Source organism: Janthinobacterium woesei (assembly GCF_051380875.1).
Taxonomy (GTDB): domain Bacteria; phylum Pseudomonadota; class Gammaproteobacteria; order Burkholderiales; family Burkholderiaceae_D; genus Janthinobacterium.
This window is the reverse complement of the sequence record NZ_JBNYXW010000003.1, coordinates 142,917-159,175: the sequence shown is the minus strand read 5'-3', so window position 1 is coordinate 159,175 and position 16,259 is coordinate 142,917. Positions and strand designations below refer to the sequence as shown.

The 16,259-nt window shown below is 61.6% G+C and carries 16 protein-coding genes and 1 tRNA gene; 9 read left to right on the top strand and 8 right to left on the bottom strand.

Features of this window, described 5'->3' with window-relative positions:
* The first annotated feature begins 116 nt into the window (after positions 1–116).
* Positions 117–710, top strand: a complete 594-nt coding sequence (locus ACQ4W6_RS04045; protein ID WP_436565903.1) for a glutathione peroxidase — start codon at positions 117–119, stop codon at positions 708–710.
* A 117-nt stretch (positions 711–827) separates the two neighbouring features.
* Positions 828–1,187 (top strand): DUF1428 domain-containing protein, encoded by a 360-nt coding sequence (locus tag ACQ4W6_RS04040; protein WP_436565902.1) that lies wholly within the window; start codon positions 828–830, stop codon positions 1,185–1,187.
* Here ACQ4W6_RS04040 and pabB read toward each other — a convergent pair.
* The 3 genes from pabB to ACQ4W6_RS04025 all read right to left on the bottom strand — a co-directional run bounded on the left by pabB (position 1,184) and on the right by ACQ4W6_RS04025 (position 4,465).
* Positions 1,184–3,031, bottom strand: a complete 1,848-nt coding sequence (pabB, locus tag ACQ4W6_RS04035; protein WP_436565901.1) for an aminodeoxychorismate synthase component I — start codon at positions 3,029–3,031, stop codon at positions 1,184–1,186. The genes ACQ4W6_RS04040 and pabB overlap by 4 nt on opposite strands.
* Before the next feature lie 21 nt (positions 3,032–3,052).
* On the bottom strand, positions 3,053–3,628 hold the full coding sequence (gene slmA / locus ACQ4W6_RS04030; RefSeq protein ID WP_076564812.1) for a nucleoid occlusion factor SlmA: 576 nt from the start codon (positions 3,626–3,628) through the stop codon (positions 3,053–3,055).
* Between the two features lie 102 nt (positions 3,629–3,730).
* Positions 3,731–4,465 carry a pyrimidine 5'-nucleotidase gene (locus tag ACQ4W6_RS04025; protein WP_436565900.1) on the bottom strand — a complete coding sequence of 245 codons (735 nt, stop codon included), beginning with the start codon at positions 4,463–4,465 and terminating at the stop codon, positions 3,731–3,733.
* A gap of 96 nt (positions 4,466–4,561) precedes the next feature.
* On the opposite strand from ACQ4W6_RS04025, the gene ACQ4W6_RS04020 reads away from it, so the two are divergent.
* Entirely contained in the window at positions 4,562–5,431 is an 870-nt protein-coding gene (locus ACQ4W6_RS04020; protein ID WP_436565899.1) for a TraB/GumN family protein, read from the top strand.
* 143 nt (positions 5,432–5,574) lie between these two features.
* Here the strand turns inward: ACQ4W6_RS04020 and ACQ4W6_RS04015 are convergent.
* Positions 5,575–5,649 (bottom strand) — tRNA-Thr (locus ACQ4W6_RS04015).
* A 64-nt stretch (positions 5,650–5,713) separates the two neighbouring features.
* Complete coding sequence (gene argB, locus ACQ4W6_RS04010; protein ID WP_436565898.1) at positions 5,714–6,637, bottom strand: acetylglutamate kinase; 924 nt, start codon at positions 6,635–6,637, stop codon at positions 5,714–5,716.
* 201 nt (positions 6,638–6,838) lie between these two features.
* Between argB and ACQ4W6_RS04005 the strand changes: the two genes are divergently transcribed.
* From ACQ4W6_RS04005 to ACQ4W6_RS03995, 3 genes are all read left to right on the top strand, one after another.
* A complete protein-coding gene (locus ACQ4W6_RS04005) occupies positions 6,839–7,042 on the top strand; it encodes a cysteine-rich CWC family protein (protein WP_436565897.1) in 204 nt (67 codons plus the stop codon).
* Positions 7,043–7,136: 94 nt separating this feature from the next.
* Positions 7,137–10,199, top strand: a complete 3,063-nt coding sequence (locus ACQ4W6_RS04000) for a response regulator (RefSeq protein WP_436565896.1) — start codon at positions 7,137–7,139, stop codon at positions 10,197–10,199.
* Positions 10,200–10,230: 31 nt separating this feature from the next.
* Positions 10,231–11,382, top strand: coding sequence for a response regulator (locus ACQ4W6_RS03995; protein ID WP_436565895.1), 1,152 nt, complete (start codon positions 10,231–10,233; stop codon positions 11,380–11,382).
* Here ACQ4W6_RS03995 and ACQ4W6_RS03990 read toward each other — a convergent pair.
* Together ACQ4W6_RS03990 and ACQ4W6_RS03985 are read right to left on the bottom strand one after the other, a co-directional pair.
* Entirely contained in the window at positions 11,375–12,640 is a 1,266-nt protein-coding gene (locus ACQ4W6_RS03990; protein WP_436565894.1) for an extracellular catalytic domain type 1 short-chain-length polyhydroxyalkanoate depolymerase, read from the bottom strand. The genes ACQ4W6_RS03995 and ACQ4W6_RS03990 overlap by 8 nt on opposite strands.
* A 54-nt stretch (positions 12,641–12,694) precedes the next feature.
* Entirely contained in the window at positions 12,695–13,108 is a 414-nt protein-coding gene (locus tag ACQ4W6_RS03985; protein ID WP_436565893.1) for a CopG family transcriptional regulator, read from the bottom strand.
* A 277-nt stretch (positions 13,109–13,385) separates the two neighbouring features.
* Here ACQ4W6_RS03985 and ACQ4W6_RS03980 point away from each other — a divergent pair, with 277 nt between their 5' ends.
* The 3 genes from ACQ4W6_RS03980 to ACQ4W6_RS03970 all read left to right on the top strand — a co-directional run bounded on the left by ACQ4W6_RS03980 (position 13,386) and on the right by ACQ4W6_RS03970 (position 15,613).
* The gene (locus ACQ4W6_RS03980; protein WP_436565892.1) at positions 13,386–13,613 is read left to right on the top strand and encodes a DUF1289 domain-containing protein; all 228 of its coding nucleotides are present in this window, start codon (positions 13,386–13,388) and stop codon (positions 13,611–13,613) included.
* A gap of 7 nt (positions 13,614–13,620) precedes the next feature.
* Entirely contained in the window at positions 13,621–14,556 is a 936-nt protein-coding gene (locus ACQ4W6_RS03975; protein ID WP_436565891.1) for an MBL fold metallo-hydrolase, read from the top strand.
* Positions 14,557–14,659: 103 nt separating this feature from the next.
* Complete coding sequence (locus tag ACQ4W6_RS03970) at positions 14,660–15,613, top strand: NAD(P)H-dependent flavin oxidoreductase (protein WP_436565890.1); 954 nt, start codon at positions 14,660–14,662, stop codon at positions 15,611–15,613.
* A 40-nt stretch (positions 15,614–15,653) separates the two neighbouring features.
* Here ACQ4W6_RS03970 and ACQ4W6_RS03965 read toward each other — a convergent pair whose 3' ends face one another.
* Positions 15,654–16,235 (bottom strand): hypoxanthine-guanine phosphoribosyltransferase, encoded by a 582-nt coding sequence (locus ACQ4W6_RS03965; RefSeq protein WP_436565889.1) that lies wholly within the window; start codon positions 16,233–16,235, stop codon positions 15,654–15,656.
* Between the last annotated feature and the right edge of the window lie 24 nt (positions 16,236–16,259).

Sequence of the window (16,259 nt, the reverse complement as noted above, 5' to 3'; positions counted from 1 at the left end):
GCAAGTACTGCACCGTCCTTGATGTGGCTCAAGCAATCACTGTTGTTGTTGTCCTCATACGCGCGCGCGGCGTTTGGCATAGAATGGTTTTTTCCTTTTCGACCATGGTATCGCTCATGTCCAAGACCCTTGCCCAGCTGTTTGTGCTGACCACACTCGCCGCCAGCGCCAGCCTGGCCGTACCGGCCCATGCTGCCGATGCTGCCACCACCGCTGCCGCGCCCGCAGCCTGTCCCGCCATCCTCAAGCAGACCTTCAACCGCCTGCAGGACGAAGCGCCACAAAACTTGTGCCAGTACGCGGGCAAGGTCGTGCTGGTGGTCAACACCGCCAGCTATTGTGGTTTTACCAATCAATATGAAGGGCTCGAGGCGCTGTACGCCAAATACGGCAGCAAGGGCCTGGTGGTGCTGGGCTTCCCATCGAACGATTTTGGCAAGCAGGAGCCGGGCAACAGCAAGGAAATCGCCGATTTTTGCTACAACACCTACGGCGTGAAGTTCCCCATGTTTGCCAAATCGGTGGTCTCCGGCCCGACGCCGAATCCGCTGTATGTGGATTTGATCAAGCAGACAGGCAAGACGCCAGCCTGGAATTTCCACAAATACCTGATCGACCGCCATGGCAAGGTCGTCGATAGCTTCCCCAGCAAAGTGACGCCGGACGATAAAAAACTCGTGGGCGCGGTGGAAAGAGCACTGGCGCTGTGAAGGTAAGGAAGCAGCAGGCCACCAGCCTGCTTTTTTTTATGCTGAGCTTGTTGTCTGGCGATCATTGTCCTAAGCTGTTTATTCGTGTTTGTAAAAATAACAGTCAAGGAGATCATCATGGCGTATGTCGATGGATTTGTGGTGCCTGTACCGAAAGCCAAGCTCGATGCCTATCTGGCCATGTCGCGTAGCTGCGGCGCCGTCTGGCGCGAATACGGCGCGCTGGAGTTTCGCGAATGCGTGGGCGATGATGTCAGGCCGGGCAAGCTGACCTCGTTCCCGCAGGCGGTGGACTTGCAGGATGGCGAAGTGGTGGTGTTTTCCTGGATCGTGTACGAATCGCGCGCCAAACGCGATGAAATCAATGACAAGGTCATGAAGGACCCGCGCCTGGCCGACATGATGGACCCGAGCAAGCTGCCATTCGATGGCAAGCGGATGATTTATGGCGGCTACGAGATGCTGGTGGATGCTTAAATAAGCACGGCCGCTATCGCGCCGCGCAGTGCATTGCACACGACAATGGTTTGCGCTTGCGCCAGCATGGCGCGTGTGATGATGGTTTCCTGTGCATCCCACGCGGGATCGGCCAGCATGGCGGCACGCTGCACGCCGGGCAGCAGGCCGCAGGAGAGCGGCGGCGTATGCCAGCGGCCGTCCAGCTGGACGAATACATTGCTGCGCCCACCTTCCGTCAGTTCGCCCCGTTCGTTAAAGAACAGCATGTCGAAGCCGCCTTGCGCCTCGGCCGCGCGCCAGGCGGCATCGTAGCGCGTGCGCACGCTGCTCTTGTGGCGCAGGAACAGGTCGTCTGCCGCCGTGGTGTCGGACGCCAGCATGATTTTCACCGTCTCCGGCAAGGCTGTCAGGGTGCCGCTTTGCACGCTGAACCGGCCTTCCAGCACCAGCGCCAGGCGCAGGCGGAATGGCAGGTCGTCAGGGCGCGTCGTGCATGCTGCCAACAAAGCGGCGCGGGCAGCGCTTTCATCCCAGGTAAAACCAAAGTAGGCGCTGGAAGCGGCCAGGCGCGCCAGGTGGCGCTCTTGCTGGCGGCAGCCATCGGCACGGCTGGCATGCAGGGTTTCAAACAGCTCGAAGTCGTTCGTCAACCCCGTCAGGAAGCGCGCCTTGAGCTGGCATTCCGCAAATTCATCTTGTGGATCGCTGTCGAGCACGATGCCGGCGCCCACGCCCATCTCGCCGCGCCGTATGCCACTGGTGCCGTCCGCAGGCGGCTGCAGGGCCAGGGTGCGGATCGGCACGGACATGCAAAAGTCGCCCACAGCGTGGCTGGCGCCTGCTGCCGGTGGATCGAACCAGCCGATGGCGCCCGTGTAGATGCCGCGCGGTGCCGGCTCCAGTTCGGCGATGATCTCCATGGTGCGGCGTTTCGGCGCGCCCGTGATCGAGCCGCACGGGTACAGTGCCTGGAAGATCTCGGCCAGGCTGGCGTCATCGCGCAGGCGCGCCTGCACGGTGGACGTCATTTGCAGCACGCTGCTGTAGCGCGTCACCTGGAACAGCGCTGGCACCGTGACGGTGCCGGTGACGGCGATGCGGCCGATGTCGTTGCGCAGCAGGTCGACGATCATCAGGTTTTCCGCGCGGTTTTTTGGGTCATTTGCCAGGGCGCTGGCGCGGCGCGCGTTCTCTTCCACCTGTCCGGCAGGGGCGGCCGGCGCCGTGCCTTTCATGGGCCGCGCCGTCAGCTCGCCTTGCGCATGGCGCACGAACAGCTCGGGCGACAGCGACAGCAGGGCGCCGCCATCGGGCAGCATCACCAGCGCGCCATACGGCACCGGCTGGCGTGCGCGCAGCCGCGCGTACAGCGCCAGGGGCGAGCCGAAGGCGTCGAAGCGCAAACGATAAGTGTAGTTGACCTGGTAGGTGTCGCCAGCCACGATGTAGTCGTGGATGCGCTGCAATGCCTGCGTAAATTGCGCCTGGCCGACATTCGCGCGGATGCCGGCCACGCCGGCCGGTGCCCCGGTAGCCGGCGCAGGTGCATTCGCGGCCAGCCACTGCGCCACGTCTTCCTGCGACAACTGCCGGCAGTGTTCAAAGACGAGAATTTGCGCCAGCGGCGGCGCGTCGGTGCTGGCCGTGCGCGGCGGCATGGCCAGCAAGTGCGCACCGAGTTCGTAGCTGCATACGCTGACGGCGTACTGGCCGCGCTGTAAGGCCTCTTGCAGCCCTTCGAGCAAGGCTGGCCACTCGCTGCCCTCGGTGCAGCGCAACACCGCCGCCAGGCCCGTGTACAGGCGCGAACCGGCGCCGGGTGTGCTGGCGTCGTCGAGCAGGGCGAAACAGTCGGTGTGCATGGGGACAGCTACGGCAGTGATTTATCCCAACAGCATGGCGATTTGCAGCGCCGCTTCCTGGGATGGATTGATCTTGAAGCCGCTCTTGGCGTAGCGGTGCCAGCGTCCGATGACGAAGCTGACGATCAGGGTAGCACGCGCCGCCACTTCGCTTTCCTTGCCGTGGCCTTCGGTGGCGGCCACGCGCAAGGCCTGCTTGAGTGCCAGTTCCACGCGGTCGTAGAACTGGTTCATGCGTACTTGCAGGCGCTCGTCTTCATTCACCAGCGCGTCGCCGATCAGCACGCGCGTCATGCCCGGGTTGCTGATGGCGAAATTGAGCAGCATGCCGATAATGTCGCGCGTTTGCGTCATGCCGTCGCTGTGCTTCTCCGCGATCTGGTTGATCAGGCCGAAGACGCTCGACTCGATGAACTCGATCAGCCCCTCGAACATTTGCGCCTTGCTGGCGAAATGGCGGTACAGGGCCGCTTCCGATACGGCCAGTCTGGCAGCCAGTGCGGCAGTGGTGATCTTTTCGCCTTTCGGCTGCTCCAGCATTGCGGCGAGGGCCTGAAGAATTTGTAGCCTGCGTTGGCCCGGCGGTGTGCTTGCCATATTTTCTCTTGTCGTTAAAAAAATGCTGCCTTGATGGGGAGTGCCAAAACCGCCGCTAGCGGTCCGGCTTCCGGTGTCAACCGAAGGCCCAGGAGTTCCCTTTCAACGCAGGCGGTGAAGGCGGCGTGCCAAATGCCGGACAGATTTTACTTTGACATCGACGTAAGCGGGGCGATTTAACGCCTTGGGCAACTTTGCTACGCCGATCGGATCGGCCATTTTCAGGTATTGGGTGACCCAGGCCGTGCGCAAGCCCAGTCTTTTTGCGCCCTTCAGGTTGGCCAGGGTATCTTCCACCAGGATGCAACGGCTTGGCCGAATCTGGTGCTTGCGCAGTAATTTGCGCAGCATCAGGGTCGATGGCTTGGGCCGCAGCTGGCGGTGCACATGCATCGCTTCGATGGCGATGTGCTGCGAAAAATGCTGGCGCAAGCCCAGGTGGCGCATCACGTCGCTCGAATAGCGCAGCGGCGCGTTGGTGAGTAAAATTTTACGGCCAGGCAGGCGTTTGAGTAAAGCACCCAATCCCCGTTCGGCGCGTATCATTGCCCGCAAATCGTCAAAGGTGTGCGTCTCGTGCAAAAAATGCGCAGCTTGCACCTGGTGGTGCTTGACCATGCCCAGCAAGGTCGCGCCATAGCGGTGCCAGTAGGCCGCGCGCGCCGCATTGACGATAACGTCATTGGCCGGCGTCACGCCGTCGCCCAGCACGCGGGCAATATACGTGTTCATATTAGCCGTGATGGTGGGGAAGATGGCGTGCGAAGCATTGTGCAGCGTGTTGTCGAGGTCAAACAACCAGACCGGCGACGAGCGGTTAATAGGGGACACAGGCACAAGAGTCTTTGCTAGCTAAGATAAGATAAGATGAAAAATTCAACAATCAGGAAAACCATGCGACGCCAGATTATAGTGATGTTTTGCGGATTATTCTTGCTGCCGTTGCAGGTTACCCGCGCCGAAGCACCGCCCGTAGCACAAAACCGGGGCGCCCTGTTCAAGGTGCACGATGCCAGCCACACCCTGTATCTGTTTGGCACCATCCATGTTGGCGCGCCCGATTTCTATCCGCTCGAGCCGACGGTGACGCAGGCATTGGAAGGTGCAGGCGCGCTGGCGCTGGAGATCGATCCCGGCGTCGATCCGCGCGCCGCCGTCAGCGCTGTGCTGAAATACGGCATGGAGGCGCCGGGTAGCGAGGTTCCCTCTGATTGCCGCCAGACCCTGGCGCCGCGTTTGGCGCCGCTGTTGCAAAAATACGGCATACCACTTGAAGCGATGGCGCCAATGAAGCCGTGGATGCTGGCCAGCATGCTGGCCATCGGCGAATTTGCCACGCTGGGCTACCGCTCCGAGCTGGCCGTCGATAATTACCTGTCGCAGCAGGCCAAGGCGCGCAAGATCCCCGTGGTGGAACTCGAATCGATGGAAAGCCAGATGGCGCTGTTCGGTGCAATGACGCCGGCTGACGAGTGTCGCTTCCTGGAAGACGGCGTGGCTTCGATCGAAGACCAGGAGCAGGGCCAGGAAGCGCGCGAGATCGCCCAGGCCTGGCGCACGGCCGATGCGCAAGCGTTCGACAGGCTGGCGGCGAAAGCGGCGCAGGACCCGTCGTTTGCCGCGCAGTTTGTGCAAAAGGTGCTGCTCGACGGACGCAATCCGGCGCTGGCTGACGGCATCGCCAAATTGCTGGCGCGCGAAAAGAACAGCCTGGCGGCGATCGGCGTGCTGCATCTGGTGGGCGAGAAAAGCGTACCGGACTTATTGCGCAAACGCGGGCTGACGGTCGAGCGGGTGTATTGAACCGGTGGCTTAGCCGCGCAAGAAACGGCGGCAAAGTAGATGGAAAGTGTTCAGGGCAAGGCGCCGAGCCGAAGACAGTACGAATGGTCGGCGAGGCGAGGCAACGCAGCCATGGACATTTTTCAGATACGGGGATAAGTCGATGGTGCCCTTGACGTGGATCGAACACGTGGCCTCTCCCTTACCAAGGGAGTGCTCTACCACTGAGCTACAAGGGCAAAATAAAAGCGGCGCCTGGTTATCTGCGCCGCCAAACTACTCGCTGTGATGCTTGCGATTTTTTTAGTGCGAACGGATCATAGTACCAAAAGCCTGCTCGGTCAACACTTCCAGCAATAATGAGTGTTCGATGCGGCCATCGATGATGTGTACCGTGTTCACGCCGGACTTGGCAGCGTCGAGCGCCGACGAGATTTTTGGCAGCATGCCGCCCGAGATCGTGCCATCGGCGAACATTTCATCGATTTCGCGCGCCGACAGGTCGGTCACCAGGTTGCCCTGCTTGTCCTGGACGCCAGCGATGTTGGTCATCATGATCAGCTTTTCCGCTTTCAGGATTTCCGCGATCTTGCCCGCCACGACATCGGCGTTGATGTTGTAGGCCTGGCCATCCTGGCCGAAACCGATCGGCGAGATGATGGGAATGAAGGCATCGTCCTGCAGCGCCTTGACGACAGCCGGGTTGATCGCGTCGATCTCGCCGACAAAACCGATGTCGAGGAACTCGCCCGGATGTTCGCGGTCCGGCATCTGCATCTTGCGCGCACGGATCAAGCCGCCATCCTTGCCCGTCAGACCGACAGCCTGGCCGCCGTAATGGTTGATCAGCATGACGATGTCTTGCTGGACTTCGCCGCCCAGCACCCACTCCACCACTTCCATGGTTTCTTCATCGGTGATGCGCATGCCCTGCACGAAGGTGCCTTGCTTGCCGATTTTTTTCAGCGCGTTGTCGATTTGCGGGCCGCCGCCGTGGACCACGACGGGGTTCATGCCGACCAGCTTGAGCAGAATGACGTCGCGCGCGAAGCCGTGCTTCAGGCGTTCGTCCGTCATGGCATTGCCACCGTATTTGATGACGATGGTTTTGCCATGGAAATTGCGAATGTATGGCAGGGCCTCGGCCAGAATCTGCGCCTTGATTTGCGGCGACACCGCCGTCAAGTCGTCATTCGTGTCCAGGTTCAAGTTAGCTAGTTGATTCATGGCGAGTCCGGAAAATTGATTTGTGAGATTTTACAGGGAAGACGAAAATCTTGGAGGCATTATAGGGCGATCTTGTTGTATTTTTCCTGATGATCCTATAGTCTGGCCTGATATGTGTCCCAGCCAGCCCTTTTACTGCCAGTTACATGTGCGTCACACCCTACTGTCGCGTGTCACACACTTGCCAATTCACACATAGCCATGAGCCAATGTAGCCTCTGCGGCGCCACGTTCCAGTGTGGCCAGCTTGACCCGCATGCCAGCGAACCGTGCTGGTGCACGACTCTGCCGCCGGCCGTCCCCATGCCTGGCAACACGGCAACCGCATGCTGGTGCCCGGCCTGCCTGCAAACCCACATCGCCAGCCTCGGCAGCGACGGAAAAGCCCCAACTTCGGCCAAATAAGCGTATCGGCGCGCAATTGTTTCGCAATAAACCTTGCAATCTGTAGGGGAATACGGTCAGACTGCGTTTTTTAAGAATTTCTGACGGGAATGTCATGCGTTTCAGGGATATCCGGATCGGCGTGCGCATCAACGCGGGTTATGCCATTCTGATTGGACTGATGCTGGTCGTCATCGTGCTGTCGGGCAGCCGCATCTATGCGATCCGCGCCGAGACCGACGATATCTTGCAGCGCGACTGGGTCGCCGCCAAGGCCACCAGCAAGATCCATGGCTTGGCGCGCGAGGCGGCCACGCGCATTGCCAGCCTGCCAATCCAGCACAAGCTGGCGCTGCGCCAGGCGAATCAGGCGCGCCTGGAAACGATCAAGCAAGGCATTGACGAACAGGTGCGCATCCTCGATGGCCTCGATGCGCGGCCCGGGGAACGGCGCTTGCTGGAACTGATGCACCAGGCCCGTGCCGACTATTATGCATCGCTGCAGGCCATGTTCGCGCTGGTCGAGCAGGGAGATGGCGCCGCTGTCGAGCAGGCGATGCAGACGCAGACCTTGCCCGTGCTGGAAAAAGTGCTGCTGTACGTGGGCCAGCTCGATGACCTGCAGCAGCAGCAGATCCGCGATAGCGCGGCCAGGATACGCACTGACATCGACACCTCGTTGATGCTGATGGCAGGGATCGGCCTGGCCGCCTTGCTAGTCGGGCTGGCCTTTGCCTGGTCGGCGCGCTCGATCACGCGGCCGCTGGGCGAAGCGGTGGCGATCGCCACGCGCGTGGCTAATGGCGATTTTAGTTCCGCCATCGAAGTGACGTCGCGCGACGAGACGGGCGAATTGATGCAGGCGCTGAAAAACATGAGTACCAGTCTGGCAGTCGAGCAGGACTTGCGCCACGCCGTCGAGGTGGCCGAGGATGCGACCAAGATGAAGTCCGATTTCCTGGCCAATATGTCGCACGAGATCCGCACGCCGATGAATGGCATCATCGGCATGACCCACCTGGCGCTGCAGACCGAGCTGACGCCGACCCAGCGCAACTACCTGGAAAAGGTGGAGTCGGCATCGAAGAACCTGCTGGCCATCATCGACGACATCCTGGATTTCTCGAAGATCGAAGCGGGCAAGATGGCCTTTGAAAAGGTCGATTTTTTTCTGGAAGACGTGCTGGCGCAGATCGCCAACCTGTCCGTGATGCGGGCCCAGGACAAGGGGCTGGAGCTGCTGTTCGATATCGCCCCGAACGTACCCAATGCGCTGCAGGGCGACCCGCTGCGCCTTGGCCAGGTGTTGATCAATCTCACCAACAACGCCATCAAATTCACGGACAAGGGCGAGATCGTCGTCAGCATCCGTTTGCAGCAGATCAACGACCATGCAGCGGTGCTGCGCGTTGATGTGCGCGATACGGGCATCGGACTGACGCCGGTCCAGCGCAGCAAACTGTTCCAGGCGTTTACGCAGGCCGATACCTCCACTACGCGCCACCATGGCGGCACGGGCCTGGGGCTGACCATCAGCAAGCGCCTGGTGGAAATGATGGAAGGCGAGATCGACCTGGTCAGCGAAGCGGGCGTGGGCAGCACCTTCTTCTTTACTGCCCGCTTCGGCCTGGCTGCCGTGCGGCGCGACAGCCTGCCGCAACTGCAGCATCAGCAGCAGCGGTTCAAGGACCTGCGCGTGCTGGTGGTTGACGATAACCCCAGCGCGCGCGACATCTTCGTCAGCATGCTGACGGCGCTGGGCTTCGAGGCGCGCGCCGTGCACAGCGGCGTGCTGGCCATCGGCGCCGTGGCGCAGGCGCGCGCCGAAGGGCGTCCCTATGGTTTGGTGCTGATGGACTGGAGAATGCCGGGCATGAATGGCTTGGATGCCCTGGCAGGTATTCGCGCCGCCGCCGGCATCGATGCGGTTCCAGCCTGCATCATGGTCACCGCATACCATCGCGAAGCGTTGCTTGAGGCGGCGCGCCAGCGCGAGCTGCCGCTCGATGGCGTGCTGACCAAGCCGGTCAGTGCCTCGACGCTGCTCGATCAGATTGCGTTCGTATTTGGCGGCGTGACGGGACAAGGCCGCAAGACGCAGCGCCAGAGCAGCTACCGCGACGACGGGCGGGCCTTGCGCGGCGCCTGGCTGCTGCTGGTGGAAGATAATGAGGTGAACCAGGAAGTGGCTCAGCACATTCTCAGCGCTGCAGGCATTCGCGTCGATATTGCCGGCAATGGCGCCATCGCGCTGGCGAAAATCGAGGAAAACGCCTATGACGGCGTGCTGATGGACTGCCAGATGCCGGTGATGGACGGCTACCAGGCCACGCGCAAGCTGCGTCAGGACCCGCGCTATTCCAATTTGCCCGTGATCGCCATGACGGCCAACGCCATGGTCGGCGACAAGGAGAAATGCCTGGATGCCGGCATGAACGATTTCATTGCCAAGCCGATCGACGTGGCCCAGCTGTTCGCTATCCTGGCGCGCTGGATCGCGCCGGCCGTGCCGCAGGACGTGCACCTGGCGATGGCACAGACGCAGTCGGAAGAGGAGCTGCCCGCGATCGCCGGCCTGAAAATGGTGGAGGCCATGCGCCGCGTGGGCGGCAACGCCGCTTTGATGCGAAAATTGTTGGAGCGTTTTGTGGAAACCCAGTTCGACGCCATGCCGCGCATTGTCGCCGCCATCGAGAACCAGCAGTTGGAAACGGCTATCCGCGAAGCACATACCTTGAAGGGCTTGGCCGGCAATATCGGTGCCGGCGGCCTGGCTGACAGCGCGGCGCGGGTCGAATATTTGCTCAGCCTGGGCTCGCACGATGGCTTGCCGCAGGCGCTGGCCGCCTGCACCCTGGCGCTGGGCGAACTGGTGCCGAAGATCGTGCTGGCCATGCAGGCGCGCACCAGCATGGGAGAACCGGGCGGCGCGATGTTGACGCCCGTGGCGCCGGTGGACAGGGTGCAGCTGGAGGCAGGCTTGCGCGAACTGTCGCAGCTGCTGCTGCAGGATGACGCGCAGGCGGTCAGGCATCTCGATGGCATCGGGCCGGTGCTGGTCGCCGCTGGGCAGGCTGAACACGCGCGCCAGTTGAAGCGCATGCTGGGACAATACGATTTCGAAGGTGCGCTGGCGCAGCTGGGCGAGGTTGCCGAAGCGCTGGAACTGACACTGTGACAAGGATAGATATGCAAAGCGAAGGACGGGCATGAGAGCGCCGGTAAGCAAGCCAACCATCCTGGTGGTCGATGACACGCCAGACAATATCGATTTGCTGCGCGCCGTGCTGGAAGACGATTACCGCACCAAGATTGCTGTCAATGGCGAGCGCGCCCTGAAGATCGCCGGCGGCAGCGACCAGCCAGACCTGATCATGCTCGACATCATGATGCCGGGCATGAGTGGCTATGATGTGTGCCGCGCGCTGAAGGCCAATCCCGCCACCGCCGGCATTCCCGTGATTTTCGTCACGGCCATGAGCGAAGTGGCCGACGAGCAGCTGGGCCTGGCCTTGGGGGCCGTCGACTACATCACCAAGCCGATTTCCGCGCCCATCGTGCTGGCGCGTATCAAGACGCAGCTGGGCATGAAACAGATGCAGGATTTTTTGCGCGACCAGAACCAGTATCTGGAAACTGAGGTGGAGCGGCGGGTGCAGGAAGTCAAGGCACTGCAGGACGTCACCATCCACGCCATGGCCTCGCTGGCCGAGACGCGCGACAGCGAGACGGGCAACCATATCCGCCGCACTTCGCATTACCTCAAGGCGCTGGCGGAAAAAGTACGCGACCTGCCCCGCTTCCGCGATTTTTTGACCGACAAGAATATCGAACTGCTGTTCAAGACGGCGCCGCTGCACGACATCGGCAAGGTAGGCATTCCCGACCATATCCTTCTCAAGCCCGACCGTTTCGAGCCGCATGAAATGGCCATCATGAAGACGCATACCACGCTGGGGCGCGACGCCATCCTGGCGGCCGAGCACGAGCTGGGCATCGAGGTTGATTTTTTGAAGTATGCCAAGGAGATCGCCTATAGCCACCATGAAAAATGGGATGGCAGTGGCTACCCGCAAGGGCTGGCGGGCGAGTCTATTCCGATTTCGGCGCGCCTGATGGCGCTGGCCGACGTGTATGACGCCCTGATCAGCCGGCGTATCTATAAGCAGGGCATGGGCCATGCGCAGGCCGTGCAGATCATCGTCGAGGGACGCGGCACGCATTTCGATGCCGAGATCGTCGACGCCTTCCTGGAGATCCAGGAGCAGTTCATCGCCATCTCCAGCCGCTACGCCGACGGTGTGTGCGAGATCGCCGACAAGCAGCGGCAGATCGCGCCGTTCGTTGAAAAAGTCAGCTGACGGTCTTGAAAAAACGCAGCATCTCGCGGCTGGCGTCCGGCCCCTTGCCGTCCGTGTAGCTGCCATTGCCGCTGCCGCCCGACCAGGCATGGCCGGCGCCGTGAATGACCCAGTACTCACCGAGTGGCGAGCCGTCGGCCTGGCTATGCATGGTGCGTGTGTAGCGGTGGCCATTCGGTACGCTGCCGCCGACGGAGGCCGCCTTGGCCGCCTTGCCACCTGCCTGGCTGCGCACGCCCTGGGCAATCAGTTCATCGCCATTGCGCAAGTTGACGGTGGTGTCGCGGTCGCCGTGGAAGACGATGATGGGTACGCCGCCGGCAGGTGCCTGGCGTTTGGGGTTCGGCATGGCGCCGCCCTTCATGGCCGCCAGGGCCGACGGCAAGTCTTGCGCCGAGGCGAAGGGCAGGCCCGAATGCACGCCGACGGCGGCAAACAGTTCCGGATACAGGGTACCGACGATGACGGCCATGGCGCCACCCGCCGACAGGCCGGCGACGAACACTTCGCGTTCATTGACCGGGTATTCGTCGATCACCTGCTGCGCGATGCCGGCGATCAGCGACGGTTCGCCCTGGTCGCGTTGCTGGTCGAGCGCATTGAACCAGTTCCAGCAGCGCGAACTGTTGGCGCCCTGTGTTTGCGCCGGATAGACGACAAAACACTCTTTTTCTTCGGCCAGTGCGTTCATCTGCGTGCCGGCGGCAAAATCGTCGGGGTTTTGCGTGCAGCCGTGCAGCATGACGATCAGCGGCATGGCCTGGCCCTGGTAGCTGCTGGGGATATACAGTTTGTACGTGCGCGTGCCCGCATGGTTGCGGTACACGCCGTCGAGGAATTGCGCGCCCACTGGTAGTTCCACCGGCGTGGTGGCCGGCGTGTTGAAAGCGGGCGGGTGGAAGTTCGGCATCTCGAAGCTGGGCATGTCAAAGCTGTGTTGACCCAGGCCGGCGGGCACGCCCAGGCGCGCCATGAAATCCTGCGCAAATTCCTGCGCCGCCTGTGCTGGCGTGGGCGGTGCGCAAGGGGTTTCTGGCGTGGCGGCCGGCTGCGGCTGCGCCCCCGCTGGCGGCGGCGCTGGTGGTGGATTAATATCGTGCATGGGTTGCTGCGGCTGCGGCTGCGCAGCTGCCTGCGGCGCCAGGCCTGCTGCGGCCAGCGCTTGCTGGATGGCTACGGTGGCGGCGGCGGGACCGCTGCCCATCAGATTGCGGGTTGCTGCGCGCATTTGCGCGAACATGTCTTGAGCTAGTTTCATGACCATCCTTAACGGTGCGGCGCATCGGCCGGGCCATCGCCACAAACCAATACGCTAGTGAATTCGCCCTGCGAGCGCCGTCTTGACGACGGTGCTGGCGTGCAGGGCACCTAATACGAAGATAGACTCGATGGTGGCAAGTGCCAGTTCCACGGAGACGTCGGTGGCGATGCTGGCCAGTCCCAGCACTTGGATCTGCAGGCGCTGGCCGGCTGCCTGGATCGCTTCCAGGTCGGCGCGTGAATAATGCTGCATGCCCAATACCAGGCTTTTACGGGCGACGGTTTGCCTGACCACGTCGGCGTGAATACCCAGCTGGTTGCGGATGGCCGTACGGATCAGATCCGTGCGGTTGGAATAAAATCCTTCCTGCACCAGTAGATCAATCTGCCCCAGGTCGATCAAACCCAGGTTGATCGTGATTTTTTCTGATTCCCCAATTTTGGGCTTGCTGTCTTGCTTGGCCATAAGTCTCCAGAAACTCCGTGTGGCATCCAATTGCCATCTACATGGATGGTAGTATAGTTCTGAAATATCTCAAGTCAAGCAGGATTTGGCCACGTCAAGGTGTAGGACGGACGCCCGCAGAGTGAAAGCACGGCATAAAATAAATGACGAAAGATGACTTTTCAATCATGTTTCCCCTAAAAGATATAGCGACAGAAACATTGCCTAAGCTGCACACTGCATCACGGCGTCACTTTCGCGGCATAATGAAAGCCTGTACATTTACCGATGCCGCTCCATGATGGTCGATACCACGCCAGCCGTTCCGCTCCCCTTGCCGTCACCGGTGCCGTCGCCGTGCGTCAGCCTGTGCAAGATGAACCGCAACAGTGGTGTGTGCGAAGGCTGTCTGCGCACGCTCGACGAGATCATCGCCTGGGGCAAGGCCGACGATGATTTCAAGCGCACCGTGTGGGCCCAGCTGCCGGGACGCGAATCCCTGCTCGATTTCGAGCCCGACTACTGAGGATGCGATGACGCTGCTGCCCGCGCTCTTGCCTGCGCTTTTGCCTGATGCGATTCAGGTATTCGAACGCGGCTGGCTCTCGTCGAATAACATCCTGTTCAAGGGGAAGGGTGACGCGGCCCTGATCGACAGCGGCTATGTTACGCATGCGCCGCAAACCCTGGCCCTCCTGCGCCATAGCTTGGCCGGGCAGCCACTGGACCGGCTGTTCAACACCCACCTGCATTCCGACCATTGCGGCGGCAACGCGCTGCTGCAAGCCGAATACGGCTGCCACACGGCCATCCCCGTGACGGAGGCGGACAAGGTGCGCACCTGGGATGTCGACGCCCTCAGCTTCCAGGCCACGGGCCAGCAATGCCCGCGCTTCGGCTTTGATGCCACCGTCTCCCCTGGCGACACGTTGACTCTGGCAGACATGCGCTGGCAGGCGCTGGGCGCACCTGGCCACGACCCGCATTCATTGATCTTCTATTGTGCCCAAGAGGGCATCCTCATCTCCGCCGACGCGCTGTGGGAAAACGGTTTTGGCGTGATTTTCCCCGAACTCGATGGCGGCTCCGGTTTCAGCGAGGCGCGCGCCACCCTGGACCTGATCGCCAGCCTGGACGTGCGCGTCGTCATCCCCGGTCACGGCCGGCCGTTCCAGGATGCCGCCGGCGCCCTGCAGCGCGCCTATTCGCGCCTCGACTACCTGTCGTCGGACCCCGTGCGCAATGCGCAGAACGCCGTCAAGGTACTGCTGAAATTCCTGCTGCTGGAACGCCAGCGCATCGCCATCGCCGACGTGCCGGCGCTGCTGCGCGGCATGCCCATCTTCGAGGAAGCCAACCGGCGCTTCTTGCGCCAGGAGGCGGCCGCGCTGGCCGAGTGGGCAGTGTCCCAATTGATCAGGGCTGCAGCGGCGCGCGTCGAGGGTGAGTACTTGCTTAACGAGGGCTGAGGCGGCTGGCAATTAAATTCAGCACGATCGTACTTTTTTTGCACTATAATCGTTGCTCTAGTGTTTAATCTATTCGTCCGATCAACTTTTCAGCGAGTCCGCCATGGCACTGCCTGTAGCGTTGCAAAACCTCTCCTTACCCGTTATCGCCTCGCCGATGTTCATCGCCAGCGGCCCGGCCCTCGTCGCGGCGCAGTGCAAGGCCGGCATCGTCGGTTCCTTTCCGGCCCTGAACGCGCGTCCCGCTGAATTGCTCGACACCTGGCTGACCGATCTGCAGGCCGAACTGGCCGCCTTCCAGGCTGCCAATCCGGACAAGAAGGTAGGGCCAATCGCCGTCAACCAGATCGTGCACCAGTCGAACGACCGCCTCGCGCATGACGTGGCCGTGTGCGTCAAGCACCAGATCCCCATCATCATTTCCTCGCTGCGTGCGCCGCCCAAGGAAATGCTCGACGCCATCCACAGCTATGGCGGCATCGTGCTGCATGACGTGATTTCGATCCGTCACGCGAAAAAGGCGCTGGAAGCGGGTGTCGATGGCTTGATTCTGGTGGCCAGCGGCGCCGGTGGCCATGCGGGCACCCTGTCGCCGTTCGCGCTGGTGGGCGAAGTACGCAAGTTCTTTGACGGTCCGCTGGCGCTGTCCGGCTCCATCGCCACCGGCGACGCCGTGCTGGCGGCACAGGCCATGGGCGCCGATTTCGCCTACATCGGTTCGCGCTGGCTGGCGACGCAAGAGTCGAATGTCAGCGACAGCTACCGTGATGCCATCGTCGATTCTGCCGCGGCCGACATCGTCTACACGAATCTGTTTACGGGCGTGCATGGCAATTATCTGAAGAAATCGATCGTCGCGGCCGGACTCGATCCGGAAGCCTTGCCCGAGGCGGACAAGAGCGCGATGAATTTTGGCTCGGGCAGCGCCAAGGCCTGGCGCGACATCTGGGGCGCTGGCCAGGGCGTGGGCTTGATGGATGACGTGCCGAGCGTGGCGGAGATGGTGGCGCGCCTGAAGGGCGAATACGATGCAGCGCGCGCACGCTTGAAATTGTAACTGCGGGTGCCGGACGACGCCATGCGTCATCCGGCAGGATTTAATCCTGCTTCAAATCCTCGGGCTTGATGGCCCACAGGCCCGGCAGGTTGCGCCAGTAGCCATATGCATCCATGCCGAAGCCGACGACGAAGCGGTTCGGGATCACCAGGCCGACGATGTCGGCTTGCACCGGCTTCTTCTTGCCGATGGCCTTGTCGGCAAACACGGCCAGGATCACTTCGGAAGCACCCATGTCGAGCAGGCGCTGCTTGACGTGCGCCAGGGTTTCGCCCTCGTCGAGAATATCGTCGAGCACGATGACGGTGCGGCCCGCTACGTTCGAGCGCGGGATGACTTTCCACACCACTTCGCCACCCTTGTCGTCGTCGCCATAGCGGCTCACATGGATATAATCGAATTCGAGCGGGAAGCTCAGTTGCGGCAGCAGGTTGCCCGTAAACACGACCGCGCCGCCCATGACGCCCAGCACCAGCGGAAATTCCTTGGAATCGGCGGCGTTGAAGCGCGTGTTGAGCACATCGGCCATGCGCGTGATCGACGCCTGCACGGCATCTTGGTCGAACAGCAGTTCCGCGTTCTTGATCAGGTCACGGGCACGGTTGTGATGAAATTCTTGCATGGACTCTTGCATGGCGATGAATGG

What these genes read in the sequence shown, in the direction of transcription:
- ACQ4W6_RS04045 (WP_436565903.1), top strand. Translation starts at nt 117, where the DNA reads ATGTCCAAGACCCTTGCCCAGCTGTTTGTGCTGACCACACTCGCCGCC.
- ACQ4W6_RS04040 (WP_436565902.1), top strand. Translation starts at nt 828, where the DNA reads ATGGCGTATGTCGATGGATTTGTGGTGCCTGTACCGAAAGCCAAGCTC.
- pabB (WP_436565901.1), bottom strand. Translation starts at nt 3,031, where the DNA reads ATGCACACCGACTGTTTCGCCCTGCTCGACGACGCCAGCACACCCGGC.
- slmA (WP_076564812.1), bottom strand. Translation starts at nt 3,628, where the DNA reads ATGGCAAGCACACCGCCGGGCCAACGCAGGCTACAAATTCTTCAGGCC.
- argB (WP_436565898.1), bottom strand. Translation starts at nt 6,637, where the DNA reads ATGAATCAACTAGCTAACTTGAACCTGGACACGAATGACGACTTGACG.
- ACQ4W6_RS04005 (WP_436565897.1), top strand. Translation starts at nt 6,839, where the DNA reads ATGAGCCAATGTAGCCTCTGCGGCGCCACGTTCCAGTGTGGCCAGCTT.
- ACQ4W6_RS04000 (WP_436565896.1), top strand. Translation starts at nt 7,137, where the DNA reads ATGCGTTTCAGGGATATCCGGATCGGCGTGCGCATCAACGCGGGTTAT.
- ACQ4W6_RS03995 (WP_436565895.1), top strand. Translation starts at nt 10,231, where the DNA reads ATGAGAGCGCCGGTAAGCAAGCCAACCATCCTGGTGGTCGATGACACG.
- ACQ4W6_RS03990 (WP_436565894.1), bottom strand. Translation starts at nt 12,640, where the DNA reads ATGAAACTAGCTCAAGACATGTTCGCGCAAATGCGCGCAGCAACCCGC.
- ACQ4W6_RS03985 (WP_436565893.1), bottom strand. Translation starts at nt 13,108, where the DNA reads ATGGCCAAGCAAGACAGCAAGCCCAAAATTGGGGAATCAGAAAAAATC.
- ACQ4W6_RS03980 (WP_436565892.1), top strand. Translation starts at nt 13,386, where the DNA reads ATGATGGTCGATACCACGCCAGCCGTTCCGCTCCCCTTGCCGTCACCG.
- ACQ4W6_RS03975 (WP_436565891.1), top strand. Translation starts at nt 13,621, where the DNA reads ATGACGCTGCTGCCCGCGCTCTTGCCTGCGCTTTTGCCTGATGCGATT.
- ACQ4W6_RS03970 (WP_436565890.1), top strand. Translation starts at nt 14,660, where the DNA reads ATGGCACTGCCTGTAGCGTTGCAAAACCTCTCCTTACCCGTTATCGCC.
- ACQ4W6_RS03965 (WP_436565889.1), bottom strand. Translation starts at nt 16,235, where the DNA reads ATGCAAGAATTTCATCACAACCGTGCCCGTGACCTGATCAAGAACGCG.